The organism is Saccharopolyspora indica (assembly GCF_027853965.1).
Taxonomy (GTDB): Bacteria; Actinomycetota; Actinomycetes; order Mycobacteriales; family Pseudonocardiaceae; genus Saccharopolyspora; species Saccharopolyspora indica.
This window is the reverse complement of record NZ_JAQGLB010000003.1, coordinates 297,038-316,451: the sequence shown is the minus strand read 5'-3', so window position 1 is coordinate 316,451 and position 19,414 is coordinate 297,038. Positions and strand designations below refer to the sequence as shown.

Annotated in this window: 22 protein-coding genes; 3 read left to right on the top strand and 19 right to left on the bottom strand. The window is 68.2% G+C overall.

Annotation, left to right across the window (positions count from 1 at the left end):
- Window positions 1-12: 12 nt before the first annotated feature.
- From OU416_RS08860 to OU416_RS08825, 8 genes are all read right to left on the bottom strand, one after another.
- Window positions 13-507: a Pycsar system effector family protein gene (locus OU416_RS08860; protein WP_270926371.1), complete on the bottom strand. Its 495-nt coding sequence runs from the start codon at window positions 505-507 to the stop codon at window positions 13-15.
- A 181-nt stretch (window positions 508-688) separates the two neighbouring features.
- Window positions 689-2,716 (bottom strand): FtsK/SpoIIIE domain-containing protein, encoded by a 2,028-nt coding sequence (locus OU416_RS08855; RefSeq protein WP_270926370.1) that lies wholly within the window; start codon window positions 2,714-2,716, stop codon window positions 689-691.
- Window positions 2,717-2,774: 58 nt separating this feature from the next.
- Window positions 2,775-3,137 (bottom strand): hypothetical protein, encoded by a 363-nt coding sequence (locus OU416_RS08850; RefSeq protein ID WP_270926369.1) that lies wholly within the window; start codon window positions 3,135-3,137, stop codon window positions 2,775-2,777.
- 34 nt (window positions 3,138-3,171) lie between these two features.
- The gene (locus tag OU416_RS08845; protein ID WP_270926368.1) at window positions 3,172-3,966 is read right to left on the bottom strand and encodes a hypothetical protein; all 795 of its coding nucleotides are present in this window, start codon (window positions 3,964-3,966) and stop codon (window positions 3,172-3,174) included.
- On the bottom strand, window positions 3,966-4,250 hold the full coding sequence (locus OU416_RS08840; protein WP_270926367.1) for a hypothetical protein: 285 nt from the start codon (window positions 4,248-4,250) through the stop codon (window positions 3,966-3,968). The genes OU416_RS08845 and OU416_RS08840 overlap by 1 nt, the downstream gene beginning before the upstream one ends.
- Complete coding sequence (locus tag OU416_RS08835) at window positions 4,250-4,639, bottom strand: hypothetical protein (RefSeq protein ID WP_270926366.1); 390 nt, start codon at window positions 4,637-4,639, stop codon at window positions 4,250-4,252. The genes OU416_RS08840 and OU416_RS08835 overlap by 1 nt, the downstream gene beginning before the upstream one ends.
- Window positions 4,636-5,082 (bottom strand): hypothetical protein, encoded by a 447-nt coding sequence (locus OU416_RS08830; RefSeq protein ID WP_270926365.1) that lies wholly within the window; start codon window positions 5,080-5,082, stop codon window positions 4,636-4,638. The genes OU416_RS08835 and OU416_RS08830 overlap by 4 nt, the downstream gene beginning before the upstream one ends.
- Before the next feature lie 2 nt (window positions 5,083-5,084).
- Window positions 5,085-5,348, bottom strand: coding sequence for a helix-turn-helix domain-containing protein (locus OU416_RS08825; protein ID WP_270926364.1), 264 nt, complete (start codon window positions 5,346-5,348; stop codon window positions 5,085-5,087).
- Between the two features lie 206 nt (window positions 5,349-5,554).
- Between OU416_RS08825 and OU416_RS08820 the strand changes: the two genes are divergently transcribed.
- From OU416_RS08820 to OU416_RS08810, 3 genes are all read left to right on the top strand, one after another.
- Window positions 5,555-6,400 carry a GntR family transcriptional regulator gene (locus OU416_RS08820; protein WP_270926363.1) on the top strand — a complete coding sequence of 282 codons (846 nt, stop codon included), beginning with the start codon at window positions 5,555-5,557 and terminating at the stop codon, window positions 6,398-6,400.
- A complete protein-coding gene (locus OU416_RS08815) occupies window positions 6,397-7,083 on the top strand; it encodes an HAD family hydrolase (RefSeq protein WP_270926362.1) in 687 nt (228 codons plus the stop codon). The genes OU416_RS08820 and OU416_RS08815 overlap by 4 nt, the downstream gene beginning before the upstream one ends.
- Before the next feature lie 588 nt (window positions 7,084-7,671).
- Window positions 7,672-7,854 carry a hypothetical protein gene (locus tag OU416_RS08810; RefSeq protein WP_270926361.1) on the top strand — a complete coding sequence of 61 codons (183 nt, stop codon included), beginning with the start codon at window positions 7,672-7,674 and terminating at the stop codon, window positions 7,852-7,854.
- A 214-nt stretch (window positions 7,855-8,068) separates the two neighbouring features.
- On the opposite strand, the gene OU416_RS08805 is transcribed toward OU416_RS08810, so the two are convergent.
- From OU416_RS08805 to OU416_RS08755, 11 genes are all read right to left on the bottom strand, one after another.
- Complete coding sequence (locus OU416_RS08805; RefSeq protein ID WP_270926360.1) at window positions 8,069-8,713, bottom strand: VOC family protein; 645 nt, start codon at window positions 8,711-8,713, stop codon at window positions 8,069-8,071.
- On the bottom strand, window positions 8,710-9,318 hold the full coding sequence (locus OU416_RS08800; protein ID WP_270926359.1) for an alkylhydroperoxidase domain protein: 609 nt from the start codon (window positions 9,316-9,318) through the stop codon (window positions 8,710-8,712). Before OU416_RS08800 ends, OU416_RS08805 begins: the two co-directional genes overlap by 4 nt.
- A complete protein-coding gene (locus tag OU416_RS08795; protein WP_270926358.1) occupies window positions 9,315-9,938 on the bottom strand; it encodes a CMD domain protein in 624 nt (207 codons plus the stop codon). Before OU416_RS08795 ends, OU416_RS08800 begins: the two co-directional genes overlap by 4 nt.
- The gene (locus OU416_RS08790) at window positions 9,935-11,002 is read right to left on the bottom strand and encodes a putative FMN-dependent luciferase-like monooxygenase (protein ID WP_270926357.1); all 1,068 of its coding nucleotides are present in this window, start codon (window positions 11,000-11,002) and stop codon (window positions 9,935-9,937) included. Before OU416_RS08790 ends, OU416_RS08795 begins: the two co-directional genes overlap by 4 nt.
- Window positions 11,003-11,041: 39 nt before the next feature.
- Window positions 11,042-12,667 carry a dipeptide ABC transporter ATP-binding protein gene (locus tag OU416_RS08785; protein ID WP_270926356.1) on the bottom strand — a complete coding sequence of 542 codons (1,626 nt, stop codon included), beginning with the start codon at window positions 12,665-12,667 and terminating at the stop codon, window positions 11,042-11,044.
- Window positions 12,664-13,500, bottom strand: coding sequence for an ABC transporter permease (locus tag OU416_RS08780; RefSeq protein WP_270926355.1), 837 nt, complete (start codon window positions 13,498-13,500; stop codon window positions 12,664-12,666). The genes OU416_RS08785 and OU416_RS08780 overlap by 4 nt, the downstream gene beginning before the upstream one ends.
- A complete protein-coding gene (locus OU416_RS08775) occupies window positions 13,497-14,432 on the bottom strand; it encodes an ABC transporter permease (protein ID WP_270926354.1) in 936 nt (311 codons plus the stop codon). The genes OU416_RS08780 and OU416_RS08775 overlap by 4 nt, the downstream gene beginning before the upstream one ends.
- A gap of 22 nt (window positions 14,433-14,454) precedes the next feature.
- A complete protein-coding gene (locus OU416_RS08770; RefSeq protein WP_270926353.1) occupies window positions 14,455-16,239 on the bottom strand; it encodes a TIGR04028 family ABC transporter substrate-binding protein in 1,785 nt (594 codons plus the stop codon).
- Window positions 16,240-16,998: 759 nt separating this feature from the next.
- The gene (locus OU416_RS08765) at window positions 16,999-17,946 is read right to left on the bottom strand and encodes a DUF389 domain-containing protein (RefSeq protein WP_270926352.1); all 948 of its coding nucleotides are present in this window, start codon (window positions 17,944-17,946) and stop codon (window positions 16,999-17,001) included.
- Window positions 17,947-18,498: 552 nt separating this feature from the next.
- Window positions 18,499-18,651 carry a hypothetical protein gene (locus OU416_RS08760; RefSeq protein WP_270926351.1) on the bottom strand — a complete coding sequence of 51 codons (153 nt, stop codon included), beginning with the start codon at window positions 18,649-18,651 and terminating at the stop codon, window positions 18,499-18,501.
- 38 nt (window positions 18,652-18,689) lie between these two features.
- Complete coding sequence (locus OU416_RS08755; protein ID WP_270926350.1) at window positions 18,690-19,349, bottom strand: DsbA family protein; 660 nt, start codon at window positions 19,347-19,349, stop codon at window positions 18,690-18,692.
- Between the last annotated feature and the right edge of the window lie 65 nt (window positions 19,350-19,414).

Sequence of the window (19,414 nt, the reverse complement as noted above, 5' to 3'; positions counted from 1 at the left end):
TTGCAGGGGGTCTCAGGCGAGGAACAGGGCGGGCAGAGCGAGGGCCAGGGCGAGCAGGAACAGGTAGACGGCGTAGGCGATGCGCTCGTACTTGCTGACCGCGAGCCGGGAGAGCTTGGCCAGCTCGGCGGCGGCGTGCCCGGTCTCGACCGGGTCGGGGCGTTCCAGGTCGGCCAGCAGCGCCTCGGGCTCACCGACGAAGTGCGCCCACCGCACGAACCCGGCCTGGGCGCCGCCGAGGAAGGGCCGGATGGTCAGCGCGAGGAACACCACCGCGGCGGCGGCCGGGATCGCGGCCAGCACCAGCAGCACCCCGGCGGCGGTGGAGACCCCGGTGCGGGTCAGGCCGACGATGCCGGCCAGCGTGCCGACGATCAGACCGAGCAGGATCTGCGCCTTGGCGTCGGCCCGCTTCAACTCCTCGACGACACCGGCCTTCTTCTGGGCGATCTTCTCGGCCTGCGAGGAGGCCGGAACGTACTCCACCATCGGGATCTCCAATCTCATTTCAGTCACCCTCTGTAATCGATATTGGGCACACTTCGGGCCGTGCAGGTGGGGTGTGCAAGTTTGGAAACGCTGTTACAAAACTTGTTTCGCGCGCGCACGCGCCCGCGCGCGTTGATCCGGGGTCAGAGGGGTGTGTGCACGGTGCGCACTGTGTGCACGCCTCACGCACCCCTGTACATCACGCTGCGTGTCCGCGCGTGGTGCGGGCGCGGTAGGTGCCCGGGTCGTCCGCGCGCTCGATGCGTCCCTGCTCGGCGAGCGCGGAGAGCTCACGGGAGGCCCAGGAGCGGTCCCGGCCGTGCAGCTCCTGGGGCACGTCCTTGGGGCCGAACACCCCGGTCTGGCGGGCGATCCAGTCGGCCACGGCGGCCCTGGCCTGGGCCAGGCTCGGCTTGATCTGGGGCAGGTCGATCGCCGCGGTGCCCGCCTCCAGCTCGGGCAGCTCGGCGTCGGGGTCGACGTCGTCGAGGTCGGTCTCGACCTCCGGCGGCAGCGGCATCAGCCCGGCCTCGGGGTCGTCCGGGTCGTCCTCGAAGTCGTCCTCGTCGTCCAGGGAGTCCTCGAAGTCCTCCAGCAGGTCCTCCTCCGGGACCTCATCGGGGTGCAGGGGCACGACGTTGTCCTCCTTCCCGTCGTCCTCGGCGCCCTGGGCCAGCTTGGCCAGGGTCAGGGTCGCGGCGGTCGGGGCCCACATCTCCGGGGCGTGGTGGCCGTGTTCGGCGATGTCGGCCGTGAGCTGCGTGTCCTTGGCGCGGAAGGTGCGGGCGGGGGTGGCGAAGCGGGCTTCCTCGATGCCGGGGGCTTCCAGGTAGAAGGCGCCGGGCAGGCGGTTCTTCCAGCGCCACGGGGCGGCGCCGGCGTCGAGGGTCTCGTCGGACAGGGAGAACCCGGCGTCCTCGGGTTGGTTGACGCCGAAGCACAGCACGGTGCCGAGCTGGGCGCGCACGTCGGTGGACATCTGCCGGAACGTGGAGCGCTGCTGGGAGAGCACCAGGCTGATCCCGGCGGAGCGGGCTTCCTGAGCGATCGTGGTGAAGGTGTCGCCGCCCAGCAGCTTGGAGGCCTCCTCGACCCAGATCACCAGGTAGGGCATGCCGTGCTGGGTGAAGGCCTCGGGTACCCACTCGTCGTAGCCCCACTGGCCCAGCTGCGAGGCCCGCTCGGTGATCGCGGCGGGCAGCTTCTTCACCAGCTTCCTGCACTTGGCCAGGTTGGTCACCGTGACCGCGCGGGAGCCCTTGAGGAACGCCACGGTCTGGTCGCCCTTGGACGGGTCGAGCACCACCAGGTTGACGTCGCGGCGGGTCAGGAGCTCGGTGGCGATCTCCTTGAACCCCTGACTCTTTCCGCTGCCGTTCATGCCGTTGATCTGCACGTGGCTGGCGTTGCGGCCCGTGGCCTTGTCGCCGGGCAGCCACATCCGGACCGGCTCGGTGTCCTCGTAGACCCCGAACACGATCGGGTCGGTGATCGACCCGCCAGGGTTCGACGGGCCCTCCCAGTCCATCGATTCGCGCAGCACATCGCGCGGCACGATGGTCATCTCGGCCTGTGAGGCGTCCTCGGGGTTCTCGGCGATGCGCACCGCGCCCTTGCGCAGCCCCAGGTACCCGGCGATCAGGTCGGCCTTCTTCTGCACATCCTGGGCGTCGAGCTCGCCCGGCGGCAGCTGCAGCGGGCCGCTGACCTTGTTCGGCTCGACGGCTAGGGGCCCGGTCTTGACCCCGGCCAGCTTGACCTTCTCCCACAGGCGGCTGTCGCTACCGCCTTCGGAGTCCCCGCCGCGCTTGAGGGCCTTGAAGATCGACCAGGACAGCGCCACCCCGGCGCCGCCGAACGCCCACAGCTGGAACAGTGGGGACTCCCACGGGCCCTGGATCGTGGCCGCCGTGGTCCACGCCGCGGTGATCCCGGCGGTGGCGGTGGCGAAGCGCCGCACGACCGCCGCCCGAGCCCGAGCGCAGTACCAGGTCAACGCCGTCACCCCGGTGCCCAGCAGCGTCAGGCCGGCCGAGGCCCACGGCAGCGCCTCCGGCGTGCCGGTCATCCACACGTGCGACAGCGCCGCGGTCGGCCAGGACGTCAGCCAGCCGCCCCACTCGCTGGCATACGGCGCCAGGCGGGATCCCCAGTGCTTCTTCGGGACGAAGTAGGCGGCGTCGGCGACCGCGAGGTCACCCTCCCCGTTGTTCCGCTTGCTGACCATGACTTTTCGCTCCTCTCCGGTGGCCTCGCGGTCACACATCACGCAGGTAGGCGGGGGTTTACAGGTCCTCGACGTTGAACGGCCGCCGCTGGCCGTTCTTGTTGGCCTGGAACTGCTCCAGGAAGTGCTTGTGGTAGCTGGTGAACGTGCGGGTCATCTCCACCGAGGCGACCTCGATGCCCTGCGCCGAGCGGCGCAGGTGGGAGGCCACCAGCCGCGCACGGACCCGGGCGTCCAGGCCCATCCACACCGGCGAGCCGTTCGTCGGGTGGTCCTTGAGCACCGCCTGCAGTTCCTCAGCGCTCAACGACAGGTGCAGGTAGGCCTGCCGCAGCACCTTGCGGCCGTTCTCGCAGAACTCCCGGATCGCCCGCGGCGACTCGAACACCGGCTGGTCCAACAGCTTCGACTTCTCGTCCATGACGTCCTCTCCTCCTGAAACGGTGAGCAGAAACTCAGGCGGCCTCGGCCGCGACGGGGTTCTCGGATTCCATGCGGGCGCGGGCTGCATCGAGTGCGGCGCGGGCGGTGCCGTAGCGGACGCCGAGCCGACGCGGTGCTTCCCGGTAGGACAGACCGCGCTTCCCGCCGGAGCGCTCCAGGGCCCTGCGCTCGGCCTTCTCAGCGCGGTCGATCAGGTCCTCGGGAACCTCATCGGAAGCGGCCACCGCAGACTCGGGGAGCGCTTCCCGAGCCGCCTCCACGTGCTCCTCAGGCACCGGGGCGATGGCGACGAGAGAGGTCGGCTGAGCTGGGGCGGGAGCGGTCTCAGGGGCGCTTCCCACCGCTTCCGGCGAGGGCGTCACGGTGACGGGGGTAGGGGCGGATTCCGTGGCCTGCTGAGCCTCCCCGGAAGCGTCCTCGGAAGCGCTCTCCGCCGCCGCTCCCCGGCGGGCGCTGAGCACCAGGGCGACGACGTGGGAGAGCACCCACGCCAGCACCACGGGCTCGGCGCCGACCAGGATCGCGGCCGGGCTGGGAAGCACCGCCGCCTTGATCGCGTGCCAGGTGTTGAGCACCAGGGCGGTGCCACCGCCGAGGATCAGCGCCACCCACGCCCACCCGCGGACACCGCGGCCCGGGGCAGGGTTGAGGACCTCGTTGAGCGCCAGCAGGGCCGCCACGTCGTTGGTCGCGGCGAACACGATCGCCAGCTCCTGGCCCAGCAGCGGCTTCACCGCGTCCACCTGCCCGGCGAACGACAGCGAAAACGCGCCCAGCATCACCAAGAACAGTCCGGCACGGCGCATCACAGCCGATCACCCCGCCTCGGGCGACGCCGATGGGAACCGGCCACGTGCACGGTGCCCCGCGCCAGCGACCGCAGCTCACCGGCGACCTGGACCTGCCACAGCCGCAGCATCACCAGCGCCCACACCGCGCAGAGCACGATCAGCACCAGCAGCCACGGCGCCTCAAGAGCGGTGTAGAGCCACACCGACAGCGCACCGAACGCGGTCGGCACCAGCAGGAACTTGATCAGCCGGAACAGAGCCCGGAACGGGAACGTCGCCACCCGCATCGCAGCCGCCATCACCGGTCACCGCCCTGCTGCGCTCGTTCCTGCTCGACGAAGGTCATCGCCCATGCCTCGAGCTCTTCTCGCGGGGCGCCCCAGCCGATGCCGGGGTCCCTGCCGAACTGCCTGGCAGCGTCGACCGCACTGGCCATGTCCGGGAAATTCAGCGGCAGCGACTGGAACCGGTGCCCGAGGTCGCAACCGGCTCGCCAGACGTCGAGCCGGATCCGGATCGAGTGCCCCTCCTCATCTGCCTCGGCGAACGGGTACACGACCACCGGGCCGTCCACCGTGTACTGCGGGGCCGGGAGGTTGTAGGTGGCGCCGCGGACGCTCACGGACACGCTCGGCACCGAGACCCCGCCGGGGACGATGTGGGCGCTCACCAGGTTCAAGTAGGTCATGCCGCCGCACCCCCCTCGAGCACCGCGAACCGGCGCATCGGAACGACCTGCGCCACCCGCGTCACCGCCCGCTCGGTGTGGGCCATCGCCCGCCGCCGCTGCAGGGTCACCAGCACCTGGCGCTCCGCGGCGCGCGCCTTGTCCAGCCGCCGCATCGCCAGCTCGTCGGTCACGCTGGCGTCCTCGGCCTCCATGACCGCGGCCTCGGCCTCGGTCACCGCGAGACCCGCCGCCACCACCTCGGGGTGCGTCGCCAACGACGCGAACTCCGCCAGCAGCTCGTCCTGACCCGGGTCGGCGACGTCCGCCAGCGGGTCGTCCATGTACCCCTCCGGGCCGGCCTCCGTGCCGAAGGCCCTGCGGATCTGCAGCGCGAAGTACTCGGGGTCGATCGCCCCGGCCTGGCGGTCGATGGTTACGGAGTCACTCTCGAAGTTCTGCATGGTCAGGCCGCCTCTCCCAGCTCGATGCCCTCAACCTCGGCCATCGGCGCCGAGCTGATCGCGTGGTCCTCGTGCGCGGCCTGCGTGCAGGCCTTCTCGAACGCGGCCACCGCGTAGTCCGGCACGCGGTAGGCGCCCTTGCCCTCGCCGATCTTCAGCGCGGTCAGCTGCTTCGAGTCGATCGCCCGGTAGATCGTGTTCACCGAGACGTCGAACAGGTCCGCGACTTCCTTGACCCGGTAGTACCGCCTACCCTGGTCCGGCATCTTTGGCCTCCAACCTCTGATGTGCGCCCCGGCTGGTGTTGCCGCACCACCGGGGCTTTCTGGTGTCTGCCGCAGTTATCGAGACGACCGCGACACCAGAGAAGGTAGCCAGCTCTGCTAGTAGAGTCAAGCCAGCATTGCTAGTACAGCTGTGAGTCCGGAGTAGTTCAGCCATCTGGGCTAGCAGGGTGCGGTACGATCAAGGCATGGACGCCTTGGACCCGGACGACCCACGGCCGCCGTTTCAGCAGGTAGCCAACTCTTTGCGTGCCGCAATCCGCACTCGGAAGCTCGAACCGGGTGATCGGCTCCCGTCGTACGGTGAGCTAGCAGAGCGGTTCGGTGTGTCACCGATGACGGTCCAGAAAGCGATCGGAGTGCTTCGAGATGAGGGCCTGGTCGTCTCCCGGCAGGGGAAGGGCTCGTTCGTCCGCCAGCGCACCGAGCGCGCAGTCGGTCTCCGCCCGCACGTTGAAGAGGCGTTCAAAGGGGCGAAGGTCGCGATCGACTTTGCGGGGTTCTCGGGCGAAACGCTGTACGGAGCTCTGCAGGAACCCCTGGACAAGATCCGCCTGGGCAGGGTGACGCCCGATGAACTCACGATTCGGATCCTGCTTCCGGATCTGACAGCGCCGACGGGGCTGCCGTCACTGGCGCCTGACGGGGATGACTCCGCCGAGGTCAGGAAGCGCATGGAACGGATCTCGGAGAGGTCCGTTCAGGCGATCACCGACACCGTTCAGGAACTCGCCGACCTTGAGCTGGTGCGGTCCGCGACTGCGAAAGTGCGGGTGTACCGAGGCGTGCCGCTGTTCAAGCTGTACTTGCTCAACGGCGAAGAGGCGTTCTTCGGCTTCTACCCCGTCGTTGAGCACCCTGTGCCGATCAACGGGGCGCCGGTCCCGATCTTCGACTTGATGGGGAAGGACGCGACGTTGTTCCACTTCGCGTCCGTCGAGGACGAGACGTCCCTCGGTAACCAGTACATCGCTGAGGCTCAGCGGTGGTTCGACAGCGTTTGGTCCACGGTTGCAAGGGATTTCGCGGGATGACAGCTCGCGGTGACCTCACGGCCGTGCTCGGTCGGGTTTCGGCTGTCCTGTTCGACTTCGACGGACCTCTCTGCGATGTTTTTGCTGGCCTTCCAGCAGGCCGGATTGCGGTACAGCTGGGCGACTTGGTGGAAGCTGAGACGGGGGAGCGGATCGACCTCGACACGGACGACCCGATGGAGGTGCTCCGCCGGAGTGTCGGCTTGCGGCCGAACCTGACTCGTGAAGTCGACCAAGCGCTGCTGAATGCGGAGCTGTCCGCGGTGCAGGTCTCGGTGCCCAATCTGGCCGGCGTCGCGGCGCTGCGAACTTCCCTGGAATCGGGCATGCGAGTGGGCATCGTGAGCAACAACGCGAAGGAAGCCGTAGACGTCTTCCTGAGAATTCAGGGGCTCGGTGAAGTCGTTTCGCCCGTGATTGGCAGGGCTTTGGGGCACCCGGACAGGATGAAGCCGAACCCCGAGCCGCTCGTCCGCGCGCTAGATGATCTCGAACTCTCGCCGGGTGAGGCGGTTCTCGTTGGCGACTCGTTGACGGACATCGAGGCGTGCCGGGCCGTGGGGATGCCGTGCATCGCCTACGCCAATAAGCCGGGCAAGGCAGAGCGGTTTGTCCGCGCGGACGCTGTGGTCGACAACATGACCAGCTTGGCTGATGCGCTCGCGGAGGTGGGGAAGCGCTGACGGGAACTGTCCCGGGGGTCACCTCCAACGCTCCCGGGTCTCGCGGAAGTGCATCCGTCCGGTACGCCTCCCGACAGGGACCAGCCAGGGACCAGGACGCGAGGGGCACGGCAGCAAGCCCCATGTCGGCAGGGACGCGAGAAACCAGGGGAGAGGCCGTTTTCCCAGCTCGCGGACTACCCGAAGTACTGGGGGTCAAGGGGTCGCAGGTTCAAATCCTGTCATCCCGACGGAGCGAAAAGCCCGTTGATCGGCACGTTAGTGCAGGTCAACGGGCTTTTCGGCGTTGTGGTGTGGATCTGTTGTGGATCGTCCACTGTGGCTGTTAGTGCGTTTTTGGGAGGATTTTGGGAGTCGCGATCTTTGTCCGGGGTGGAATGAGGTCGCGTTCCGGTCGGCGCGGTCGAACTTTCGTTCGGCTTGTCCAGCGGGGTTTGTGGATTAAGGTCTGCACTGTTTCAGCAGGTCAGTGATGGTAGGGCTGGTTGGGTGCTTCGGCGTGGGCCGCGTTGCGTGAGGAGAGGTTCCGGCGCGGATGGCGGTGGGGCTTCCTCGCTGGTCAAGGGGTCAGGGCGGGGTGTCGGATTCGTGGTTCTGTTGGGTTTGGGTCCAGCGGTGTTGGAGAGCGGTGAGGAGCTGTTCGTCGGTTTCGGGGGCGATGTGGGAGTAGATGTCTTGGACTTTGTCGGGGAGTCGATGTCCGAGACGGCGGGCTTGGGCTACTTCAGGGATGCCGTCGCTGATGAGCCAGGTTTTGTGGCTGTGTGGTGAGCTTCCCCCGTGGGTGTGGACACCCTGATACTGGATCTTGAGGTCCAGGGGAAGGAGTGTTCCGGTGGGGACGGCCATCGAAGTATTCCGAGGAGTTTCGGCGTGACGCGGTGGAGCTGGTGCGCTCCTCGGGGCGTCCGATCAACCAGGTTCATCAGCAGCGGGCACTTCTGCGTTCGGTGTGGACCTTCGGTGATCGATTCGAGCCTGGTGATCAGAGCGTGATGTGCGTGCCGTCCGGGTGTTGTAGTTCGAGCCGGAATCCGGCGGGGGAGCCGGTGATCGTGTCGGCCACCGCACTCGCTTCCAAGCCGTGTGCGGCTACTGCGCGGTGGGTGGGCTCGGGGTCGGGTTCGATCCTCTGCAGAGACAGCAGTTCGAGCGCCGGTACGTCCGCTAGGCCGGGGTGCGGGGTGTGTCCCCAGTCGATCAGAAATGGCACGTCCGGCCGTGAGCCGTCACCGCGCGCCAGTCGCCACTCCAGCAGATCGCCGTCTGGCGTGCGTCGGGAAAGGTCGGTCACGTCGCCCGGGTCGTAGCCGTTGTTCCTGGCCCGGGCGACGGTCGCGTCGATGTCGTCTGGACGGATCGCGTAGGTGACGATTCGCGGCCGGTCGAGGTCGGCGATGCCGAAGACGTCCGGTATCAGCTCGGAGCCCGGGTCCGGGCCGATCAGCTCGATGTACTGAGGCCCCCGGAGACCGCCGATGGTGAGGGCGATCAACGCGTTCGCCGTTCCCCTCGGGTGGACACCGCCGGGAGCGGCGGTGACTCCGGTGCGCTCGGCGAACCAGTTCACCAGATCGGCGAGATCGGGACCTGCGATGACCACGTGATCGAGAAGTCGCGGGATGCTCATCGGCGCGGCACCTCGGGCTCGCCGAGCGAGAGCATCAGTCGATTGGCCCAGTTGAAGAAGGCCGCGCTGTTGATCACATCGACGATCTCGGCGTCGTCGAGCCCGGCTGAGCGGAGACGTTCGATCTCGGCGGTGCCGAATGCTGACGGCGTCCGGGTGAGCGCGGAGGCCGCTGCCGCGATGGCGTTCCACCGTTCGTCGCCGAGGTCGGCGTCGACGCCTTCGTCCAGGAGGCGCTGGACGTCGTCGGTTCGGCCGGACTCCCGGGTCGCGGCGGCGGAATGCACGGAGGCGCAGAAGACGCAGCCGTTCTGCCGGGAGGCGGCCGTCGCGGAGAGTTCGCGCTCGGCGCGTCCGATTCCGCCGGTGGTGTTGTGGAAAATGTCGAAGTCGGTCAGGGTGCGTGCCCGGAGTGCGTCGGGATCGCGGGCCAGCAGGCGGAAGTACGGATGCTTCGCCCGGCCGGGTTCGACGAGTGCGTCGCGCTGAGCGTCACTGAGCTCTGCTTCTTCCACCGGCGCCAGCCATGGCACCCAGCTGAGCCGGTCCTGGGTGAAGCGATCCGGCCGATGCAGATCCGGGTTTTCGGTGACGGGCGCGTTCATCGGGGGTCTCCTTCGCCGGGGCGGGCGGACGTCGTTCGTGCGAGCGCTCGAAGGCCTGCTGCGGCCCGCAGCTGGAATGCCAGGAATGCGATCAGTTGGGACAACCGGACGATGTCGTCGGCATTCCATCCGGCATCGACCAGAGCCTGCAGATCGCCCGGCCCCGCCTCGCGGGGGCGATAGACCAGCAGATGGGTGTGGGCAAGTGCCGCGGAGACCCGGCGACCGACTGCGGCGGTGACGTGGTCGTCGGGGCGCCAAACCGGGCCGGGCGCGCTTTCGCCGGCTAGGCCGGGCTCGCGGTATTCGCCGTACGGGCCGGTGCTCCGCGCCTCCGCTGCTGCCGTCTTCACGGCATCGGTGAACTCCGGTGCCTCGTCGGTGAGCAGGTCTTGGTAGAACGCGGTGGCCGGGGCGAAGTCGTGCAGGTCGGCTTCGAACGCCGCGATTGCGTAGCGCTCCCGCAGCGGGAAGCTCCCCGCATCGGCCGGTTCGAACAGTGCGGTGAAGCTGCGTTGGGCCTGTTCCCAGGTTTGGCGTCGCTGCTGTCTCAGAGCTGCCAGTGGACTGTCCGGGGTGATGCCCGCCAGCAGGTCGATGATGTCGGCCGGGTGAGTCATGCGTCCTTGCTTTCGTCGGTGTTGTCGTCCGGGCGGTGGGCACGGTGCAGACCGCGGGAAGCCGCGGCCCCAGTGCTCCAGCCGAGGCGGGGCGCGACCTCGGTGGCCAGCAGTTCCAGCGACCGCAGCGTGAGTTCGTGCGACGCATCGATGGAATGCACTTGGAAGGCGATGTCGCTGGCCTGCTGCAAGGTGTTGTCGGCGGCCAGCGAATCGGCGACCTCGTCGACCGTGCCGACGTGGGTGTCGGTGACCCGGATCAAGGCCTCGATGTCGAGGCCAGCCGCTTCGGCGCCCAGGAACGTTCCGGCGAGCCGGCGCAGGCCGTCCTCCGCCAGCTCGTGGGCCAGGTCCCGGTTCCGCGGGTCCACGACGAGAGCCGTGCGGGATGCCAGCACCCGGGCGGGAGCACCTGCCGGCAGCGCTGTCCGGTAGGCGTCGATGATGGGCAGCTGCAGCGCTTCCAACGGCAGGTCGGGTGCGTCGGCCGGGCGTGGTTGGGTGCGCGAGAGCATCAGACCGTCACCGCGTTCGCCGGCCCGGCGACCGCCGTCGACGGAGAAGGTCGCCTGCCAGATCCGCTGCGCCAGGTCGGTGGCCGGCGGGTAGATCTGGGACCGGGTTCCCCGGACCTCCCGGCCGGTCAGCGCGTCGAGTAAGACGGTGAAGTGATCGGCGAACAGCTCTCGCCGGCGCTCGGGCTCCCGGCCGAACGGCGCGAAGGACGAAGGCGTGCCCCCGGCGGCGACGCCGAGCTGGACCCGGCCGCCGCTGAGCGCGTCCAGCACGCTGGCGTCCTCGGCCGCGCGGAGGGGGTCGTCGATCGGCAGCGTGACGACTCCGGTGGACAGCGCGATCTCCGACGTCCGCTCCGCGGCCGCGGCGAGCAGCACGAACGGGGACGGCAGTCCGCCTTCGTCCGCGTCGAAGTGGTGCTGGGCGACCCAGGCCGAGGCGAAACCGAACCGTTCGGCGTGGCAGATCTGTTCCAGCGCGAACCGGTAGCGCTCGGCCGGGGTGGCTCGTTCGAGGAGCCGGGTGAAGAAGCCGATTCTGGGCGGCATGGGGGCCTTTCTCCGTGGTGACTTGCTGGTCGGCGTCGCTTACCCGGCACGGGTGCCGAGCCTCGTTCCGGGGATCGCCGCGATCAGCTGTCGCGTGTAGGGCTGCTCGGCGCGGGTGAAGACCTCATCGGTCGCGCCGTACTCGATCTGGCGGCCGTGTCGCAGCACCGACACGGTGTCGGCGATCTGCCGCACCACCGCCAGATCGTGGGAGATGAAGACGTAGGTCAGGGACAGCTCGGCCTGCAACTCGGCCAGCAGCCGCAGGATCTGCGCCTGGACCGTGACGTCGAGTGCGGACACCGCCTCGTCGAGGACCACCAGCTCCGGCTCGATGATCAACGCCCGGGCGATGGCGACCCGCTGCCGCTGGCCGCCCGAGAGTTCGCGGGGCCGGCGCTTGCCGATGTCAGGGGAGAGCGAGACCCGTTCGAGGTGGTGGGCGACCCGTTCGTCCTGCTCGATCCTGGTGCCGATCCGGAAGTTGCGCAACGGCTCGGCGATGATGTCGGCAACCGGCTGCCGGGGATCGAGAGACCCGAACGGGTTCTGGTACACCAGTTGCGCGATCCGGCGGAACGATCGCCACGAGCGCTGCGCAAGCACGTCGGTGTCCCCGATCCGGATGCTGCCCGCCGTCGGACGGTTGAAACCGGCGATGCTGCGGCCGGTCGTCGTCTTGCCCGAGCCCGATTCACCGACCAAGGCGTGCGTGGTGCCGCGGGCGACGGTGAAGGACACGTCGTCGACCGCGACCAGCGGTGCCCGGCCCGGCCGCCGGAACTCCTGCCGCAGGCCGGTGACCTCGACCAGGGGAACAGCGTCGTCGTGGACCGGCGGCCGGCGGCGTTCGACGACCGCGGTCAGCGACGGCGCGTCGGTGAGCAGCGTCCGGGTGTAGTCGTCCGACGGGTTCGTCAGCACCTCCGGCGCCGGCCCGGATTCCCGGACGATGCCGTCTCGCATCACCACGATCGAGTCCGCGCGGTCCGCGGCGACCGCGAGATCGTGGGTGATGAGCAGCACCCCGGTGCCGGTCTCGGTGCGCAGCCGGTCGAGCAGGTCGAGCACGTGGCTCTGCACCGTCACGTCCAGCGCACTGGTGGGTTCGTCGGCGATCACCAGCTGCGGCTCCAGCGCCAGCGCCGCCGCGATCAGCACCCGTTGTCGCATACCGCCGGACAGTTCGTGCGGGTACTGCCGGGCTCGGGTTTCCGGATCGTCGAGGTCGACCTGTTCGAGGAGCTCGAGCACCCGTGCCCGGATCTTGCGCCGGTCCCGCCAGCCGTGGATCCGCAGCGCCTCGCCGACGCTCGCTCCGATGGTGGCGACCGGGTTGAGCGAACTGCCCGGGTCCTGCGGGACGAGCCCGATCTTCGCGCCACGGATGCCGCGCCACTGCCGTTCGGGCAGACCCACCAGATCGGTTCCCCGCAAGGTGATCCGGCCGCCGGTGACGCGCCCGTTGGCCGGGAGCAGCCCGATGATCGACTGCGCCACGCTGGACTTCCCGGACCCGGACTCGCCGACCAGCGCGGTGATCTCGCCGACCCGGACGTCCAACGACACACCGTCGACCGCGGTCACCGGGCCGCCCGCCGCGTGGTACTGCACGGCGAGATCGCGAACCTCCAGCAGCGCTGGGGCCACCTGCACAGCAGTCATCGGGATTCCTCTCGCTGGATCGCGCGGCTGAGCAGGTTCGTCGCCAGCACCACCAGGGCGACGACCAGCCCCGGCAGCGCGGTCAGCCACCACGCGGTCGCCAGGTAATCGCGGCCTTCCGCGATCAGCAGGCCCCACTCCGGTGTCGGCGGCGGTGCGCCGTAGCCGAGGAAGCCCAGGGTGGAGATCTGCAGGATGGCCGATCCGAACTGCAACGCGGCCAACGCGATGACCGGGGTGATCGAGTTCGGCAGGATGTGCCGCCACAACACGCCGAGGAAGCTCCCACCTGATCCGTAGCCGGCCTCGACGTACTCGGTCACTCGCACGCCGATCACGCTGGACCGGGCGAGCCGGGCGAACACCGCGACCGACGTCACGCCGACGGCGATCGCGGCATTGGTGGTGCCGAAGCCGAGCACGATGACGACGCTGAGGGACAGCAGCAACGTCGGTATGGCGAGCAGGACGTCGACGAGTCGCATCAGCACGTCGTCGACGATGCGGCCGATCGCGCCGGCGGTGACGCCGACGGCGGTGCCGATGGTCAGTCCGACCAGGACGGCGATCAGCGCGCCGCTGATCGAGTGCGAGGCGCCGTGCACCACGCGGGCGAACACGTCGCGACCGGTCGAATCGGTGCCGAACCAGTGCTCGGCGCTCGGCGGGCGCAAGGCTGGTGCCGCTGTCTCGGTCGGGCTGACCGAGGTGAACAGCGAAGGGACGAGCGCCCACAGCAGCGCGATCGCGATCACCGCGAACGCGAGCGCAGTGCCGGGCCGAAACCACGACCGGTGGGGCGCGCTCGGGCGGGACAACGCAGCAGTACTCATCGGTCCGTTCGCCTCCGCAGTCGCGGGTCGAGCACCGGATACAGCAGATCGACGACCAGGTTGATGGTCACGAACGCAGTCGTCGACAGCACCACGACCGCCAGCAGCACCGGGGTGTCCCGGTTGGCGACGGCCTGAGCGGTGAGCTGACCGATCCCGCTTCGCCCGAAGACGGCTTCGGTGACCACCGCGCCGCCGACGAGCTCGCCGAACAGCAGCCCCGCCATGGTGAGCGCCGGCAGCACGGCGTTGCGTCCCACCGTCCGCCAGAGCAGCCAGGCCGTACTCGCGCCCCGGGCGCGGACGACCGCGACGAACGGCATCATCTTCACCTCGTCGATGCTGCGGATCAGCATCTGGGCCAGCGGTGCGCTGATCGGGACCGCGAGGGTCACGACCGGCAAGATCATGGACTCCACGGGGCCGGCGCCGATCAGCGGAACCAGACCGAGTTGGAAGGAGACGATCTGGATCAGGACGATCCCGATCCAGAACACCGGCAGCGACACGAACAGAGCCGGGATGCCGGCGACAGTTCTGCGCAGCCAGCTCGCCCGGCCGTACGTTGCGGTGACAGCGATGGCGACGGCGAGGACGATCGCCACGGCCAGACCGAGGAAGGCCAGCGCCAGCGTTGTCGGCAGCGCCGAGCTGATCAAGTCCGAGACCGCAGCCCCGCTCTGCACGGAGAACCCGAAATCGCCGCGCAGGACGGAGAACCCCGACTCCGCGTAGCGCTGGATCAGCGGCTCGTCCGCACCGAGAGACGCGCGGATCTCCTGCAGCTGCTGGGTCGACAGCCCCAGTTCCGGGCTGCCATATCGGGCCAGCACCGCATCACCAGGTAGTCCAGCCAGCAGGAGGTAGGCCGCAGTGTAGGCCAGTATCATGACGATGATCGCCTGACCGGCGCGTTGTAGTACATATCCCATTTCGACGAACTCCCCGGCCCGCTCAGGCGTTCAGCCAGGTCCTGTAGAACGACGGCCTGCCGACTGACTCCGTCGCAAACCCCCGAACCTCGGCCCGCAGGCCGAACACCTGCGGCTCCTCGAAGATCGGCAGGATGTAGGCCTGGTCCGCGAGCCATTGCTGAGCCGCTGCCGAAGCCTGCTCCCGTTGCTCGACAGTGGGTCGGGAGGCGATGGCGCTGAGCCGCGCCTCCAGTTCGCCGTCGCCGGTGCTGCCTTCGTCGGTGTTGAGATTCAGCAGCGCATTGCGGTTCTCGGAGGAGTACTGGGATTTGAGGACGTCGAAGTCGGCCCGGCCGACCATCGAGTGATACACCTGGATCTGGTCCGGATCCAGCGCCGCCGCGGTCTGCGCCGCGTAGTCACCGGGGAAGAGCTCGACCTGGATGCCGATCTTGGCGAGCTGCGCCTGGATCAAGGTCACGACTTCCTTCGACCGCGGCTGCGGCAACGCTTCGTTGAAGGTCAAGGCGAGTCGCCGACCGTCCTTCACCCGGATCTTGTCCGGCCCTGCCGTCCAGCCGGCTTGGTCGAGCAGGGCGGCGGCCTTCGCCGGATCGTGGACGTAGTTCGCCGAGGTGTCGACGTGGCCGAGCGCGGTCCTGGCCAGTGCGCCGGTCGCCAGCGGATAGCTCTTGGTGAACAGCGTGTCGACGATGGCCTGGCGGTCGATGCCGGCGATGATCGCCTGCCGAACCCGGATGTCGGACAGCTGCGGGGTGCGGAACCGGAAGCTCAGCCCGTTGTTGACGCCATTGGTCGCCGCCACGTGCAAGGCGAGTTCTTCGGTGCTGAACTGGGGCTCGTCGGGGGCTTCGATCTGCCGGGCGATGTTCGCCTGTCCAGCGACGACCGTGCCGACCCGAACGCTGTCCTCACCGGTGACGACGACGTTGATCTCGTCGAGGAGCGGCCGTCCCTGATGCGGCGACGAGGGCGGTGCCCAGCTGTAGTCCTGCCGCGCGGCCAGCCGGAGCTCCGTTCCCACCTTCTCCTCGGTGATCACGAACGGACCGCTGCCGATGATCGACTTGGCGTTGCCCGGCCCGAACCCCTTGTTCGACTTGGCCAGCGTGGCATTCGACAGCAGACCGGAGTTGATCGTCGAGGTCGCTTGCGCGAAACCCGGCGCCGGAGCGCTGAAGTGGAACCGGACGGTGTGCTCGTCGACGACCTCGCCGCGGTCGTAGTTGTTGATCGCCTCCGACGCGGTCAGCACCTTGCCGGCATCGCCCCTGCCGTACAGGTCGAAGTTCTTCACCACGTTGGCCGCGTCCAGCGGCGTTCCGTCGGAATACGTGACACCCCTGCGCAGCTTGAAGGTGTACTCGGTCGCGTCCTCGTTCACCGACGGCAGCTCAGCGGCGATCCACGGCTCGAGCTCGAGGGTCTCCGGATTCTGGTGGAGCAGCCGGTCGGTGATGTTGTTGACGATGCCGCCGTTGGCGTAGAAGCCGGCCGACGGCGGGTACAACGAGGTCCAAGTTTGCGGCTCGAGGTAGATCAGCGTGCCGCCGATCCTCGGCTCGCCGAGCTGGCCGGCGTTGCCCGCCGTCCTGCTCGAGCATCCAGCTGCCAGGGTCGCGACGGCGATCGACGCGGAAGCAGCCAGAAATGCGCGCCGTGAATGTGCCATGACTAGAACCTCTCGATGTGGGAATCCGGGGCCATCACCCACTGCCGGATAGTGCCTGGGGTGGCGCGGCGAGCCGTCGGCTTGTTCAGCGCGGGCTGGGTTGTCTGCCCCCGAAGACCTTTCCTTCTTCAAGGGAGAAACCAACAAGACCGGCGTTCTTTCGTCAAACGCGTCCGGGATCTGGGACGAAGCGTTCCGGCACATGCCGAAAACCCGCGCCGGGCGCGCGATCTTCCCGAAACGAGCTGTTAATTTTCAGGCTGAAATTAATTGTGCTGATCGCATCGTGGGAATGCTTGTCGCCACCGGGGGGTGACCTGAAGCGAGGTGTACCGCGCTGAACGGTAGTGAATTGCACCGGTTCGCCCTGGGGTTTCCCGGCTTTCGCTGGTCAGTGTTTCTTGTGGACTGTGCGCTGGGCGTCAAGGGGTCGCGGGTTCAAATCCTGTCATCCCGACGGAGCGAAAAGCCCGTTGATCGGCACGTGAGTGCAGATCAACGGACTTTTCCCGTGCCGGTGTGGATCTTCGGTGATCGCGTTGGAGGGGCCTGTCCCGAATCTCGGGCGTGGACTCGGCGAAGATCGTGCTCATCTGGGCGAGGATGGCCGTCGGGTCGATCACTCCCTCCAATTCCAGTGCGCCGGTGAGGTACCTCATGTTGACCTTGGCCGCAGGGAGCACGGTGGGCGGAGCCGGACTGTCCACCGTCGGAAACGTGATCGGCATAGCCGTCTTCACGGTTGTCGCGGCCTCCACGGTGGCAGGGCCAGTGCTGGGCTATCTCATCTCCTAGCCGGACGGAGTTCCCGGAGGAAGCCAGTGCTGCACAAGCCCGCGATCGCTTCCAAGCCGACGCGCCCACTCGTGCTCGCCCGAGCACCGCTGTTGGCTAATCGACCGTGACCGGTACCTGCTGAGAGGTCCCGAACACGAGCGACAGCCGCGCTGGAACCTCTCCGAGGCCGACGTCGTCGAGCGCTCGCCGCAGCGAATCCACGTCGGCCGCGGGTGACGGGCCGGCCGCGGTCACCCTGAGAATCCCCTGCTTGAAGGAGAGGGCAACGATCTGTCGGGCTTGGTCATCGGCCCAGCGCTGCACGGCGGGCTGGGCCGCCAGGACGATGCGTTCCTGCAGGACCACGTGGTAGCTGCCGATGCCCAGCGGCACGCTGACGAGGACGACGAATCCAGCGATGGCCGCATACGTGCGCACGCCTAGTTTCCCCACCGGGTGCCCGGCGGCTTCGGCGACCGGCCGCACTCGGTAGGCGAGCAGCACGACCGTGGCCGTCGCGATGATCGCGGCAACGTTCGTCGTGAACAACAGCAGCGCTCCGATCGCCTGGCCGAACGCGCCGGACTCCAGGGTGAGGCCGAGGACCGACAGCGGTGGCACCAGCGAGATCGCGATCGCCACCCCGGGCAATGTGTCCGACACATCCGAACGGACCAGGGCGAACGCACCGACGAAGCCGGTGGCCAGCGCTGCGACCAGGTCGATCAGCCCGGGGCTGACCCGGCCGGCGACCTGGGAGTTCGTGTCGGCCACGATCATCGTCGGGATGAGCAGCCCTAGGACGTAGCCGATGGCGACTACGACGGCGACACCGCCGAGGAGCACCGCGATGCTGGTGATGATGTGGTGGCGAATTGCCAGCACTGCCGCGAAGGCGGTCCCGAGGATCGGTGTCATCAGTGGTGCGACGACCATGGCACCGATCACCGTGGCTGCGGAGTCGGCCACCACACCTGCACCCGAGATGATCGCGGACAGGACCAACAACACCCAGAACGCCGAACGCCGTGTCCGGTTGGTCAGCAAGAGCTTCCCCGACATCCGGTCGATATCTGCTCCGGTCAGCTTCGACTCCGAGGACCCTCCGCCGCGCCCGGAGCTCGACCGCGCGCTTACGTTCCGACGGCGTCGCAACACCATGCGCCCATCCTCGTCTCGTGCCCGGAACGGTCCCGATCAGTCAAGTCGACTCGTTCGTCGCATCACCCGACCGGACAAGGCCCCAGTACAGCCGCCGGATGCATTCGTCGCTGTGCGGCAGACACGACCGGGTGAGGTCCGGGACTGGGAGCGTGGAACTGTTACCTGAGCTCGTCGCAGCTGGGTTCGCTTGTGGTAGCTGGATCGGGCGACGTCCCGCGACTCCAGGCCTTCCACTACCTCCTCGGCTTCGCGTTGTCCGGCCAGCTCCCGTTCCTGCCCTGCACCCCCGGAACCCGCATCGACCTCATCCTCCGAGACACCGTCGCCGCGCTCGCCGCCCTCGCCCGCGACCCCGACGCGCACGGGACCACTGGGTCACCGCTGGCCCGGCAGCTCTACCGATGGAACGCATCATCGACGTGGCCAGCGAGAAGCAGCGGCGGCCCGGATTCAGAACGACGAGGAGCTGCGCGGCATCGACCAGACGGTCTTCCACACCCGCCTCATCGACCCCGCCGTCGCCGCCTCGGTTATCAGCGCTGTTCTCGCCCGCGCCGCCAGCTCCGCGGCCCCCAGCGTCATCCAGCGTGCTGCCAACCTCATGCTTTCCGGACCTCGCGGGTCCGCGAAACTCGGGCTAGCTAGCCCGCTGCTCCGTCACGCGATTCACCAAGATGCGGATCCTCGGTTCGCTGGCGCTTCAACTCGAAGAAGTGTGGGTACGACGCGATGGTGGTCAGGGATTCGAAAAGGTCGACGGCCTTCTGGCCCCTGGGGATCCTGGACAGGATCGGGCCGAACAGCGCCGTGCCGTTGAACTCGACGATCGGTGTTCCTACGTCAGGTCCTACGCTGCTGACCGAGGTTCTGGTGGCGGAGCGCAAGAGGTCGTCGTGTTCTGTGGTTCCAGCGGCGTGAGCGAGCGTGGTTTCGAGCCCTGCCGCGCTGAGAGCCATCCGGTTGGCCAGCTCGAAATCGCGACCGCGGTCGACGTGGAGGTATTTCCCAAGCGAGTCGTACATCGGTTCCAGGACGCCGCTGCCAGCGGTTGACTCCGCGGCGGCGATGACGCGCACGATCTGCAGGGAGCGAGCGGTCGGAGCTTTGTACTTGTCGGGCACCTCGGGACGGCCTTCGTTGAGGAACGCGAGGCTCATCAGTGAAAGATCGATGCGCAAGGCGTGATTCGCCCTGACTTCGCGCAACCACTGGTACGTGACCCAGCACCACGGACATACCGGGTCAAACCAAAGGCGGACGTGGTGATCGGTCGTCGTGCTCGCTGTCAGGGGCGAAGCCATGTTGACTCCTTGCCGCTGCCGTGTTCTGGGCGCACTTTGCCGATCGTATCGGTGCGGGCTGCCCA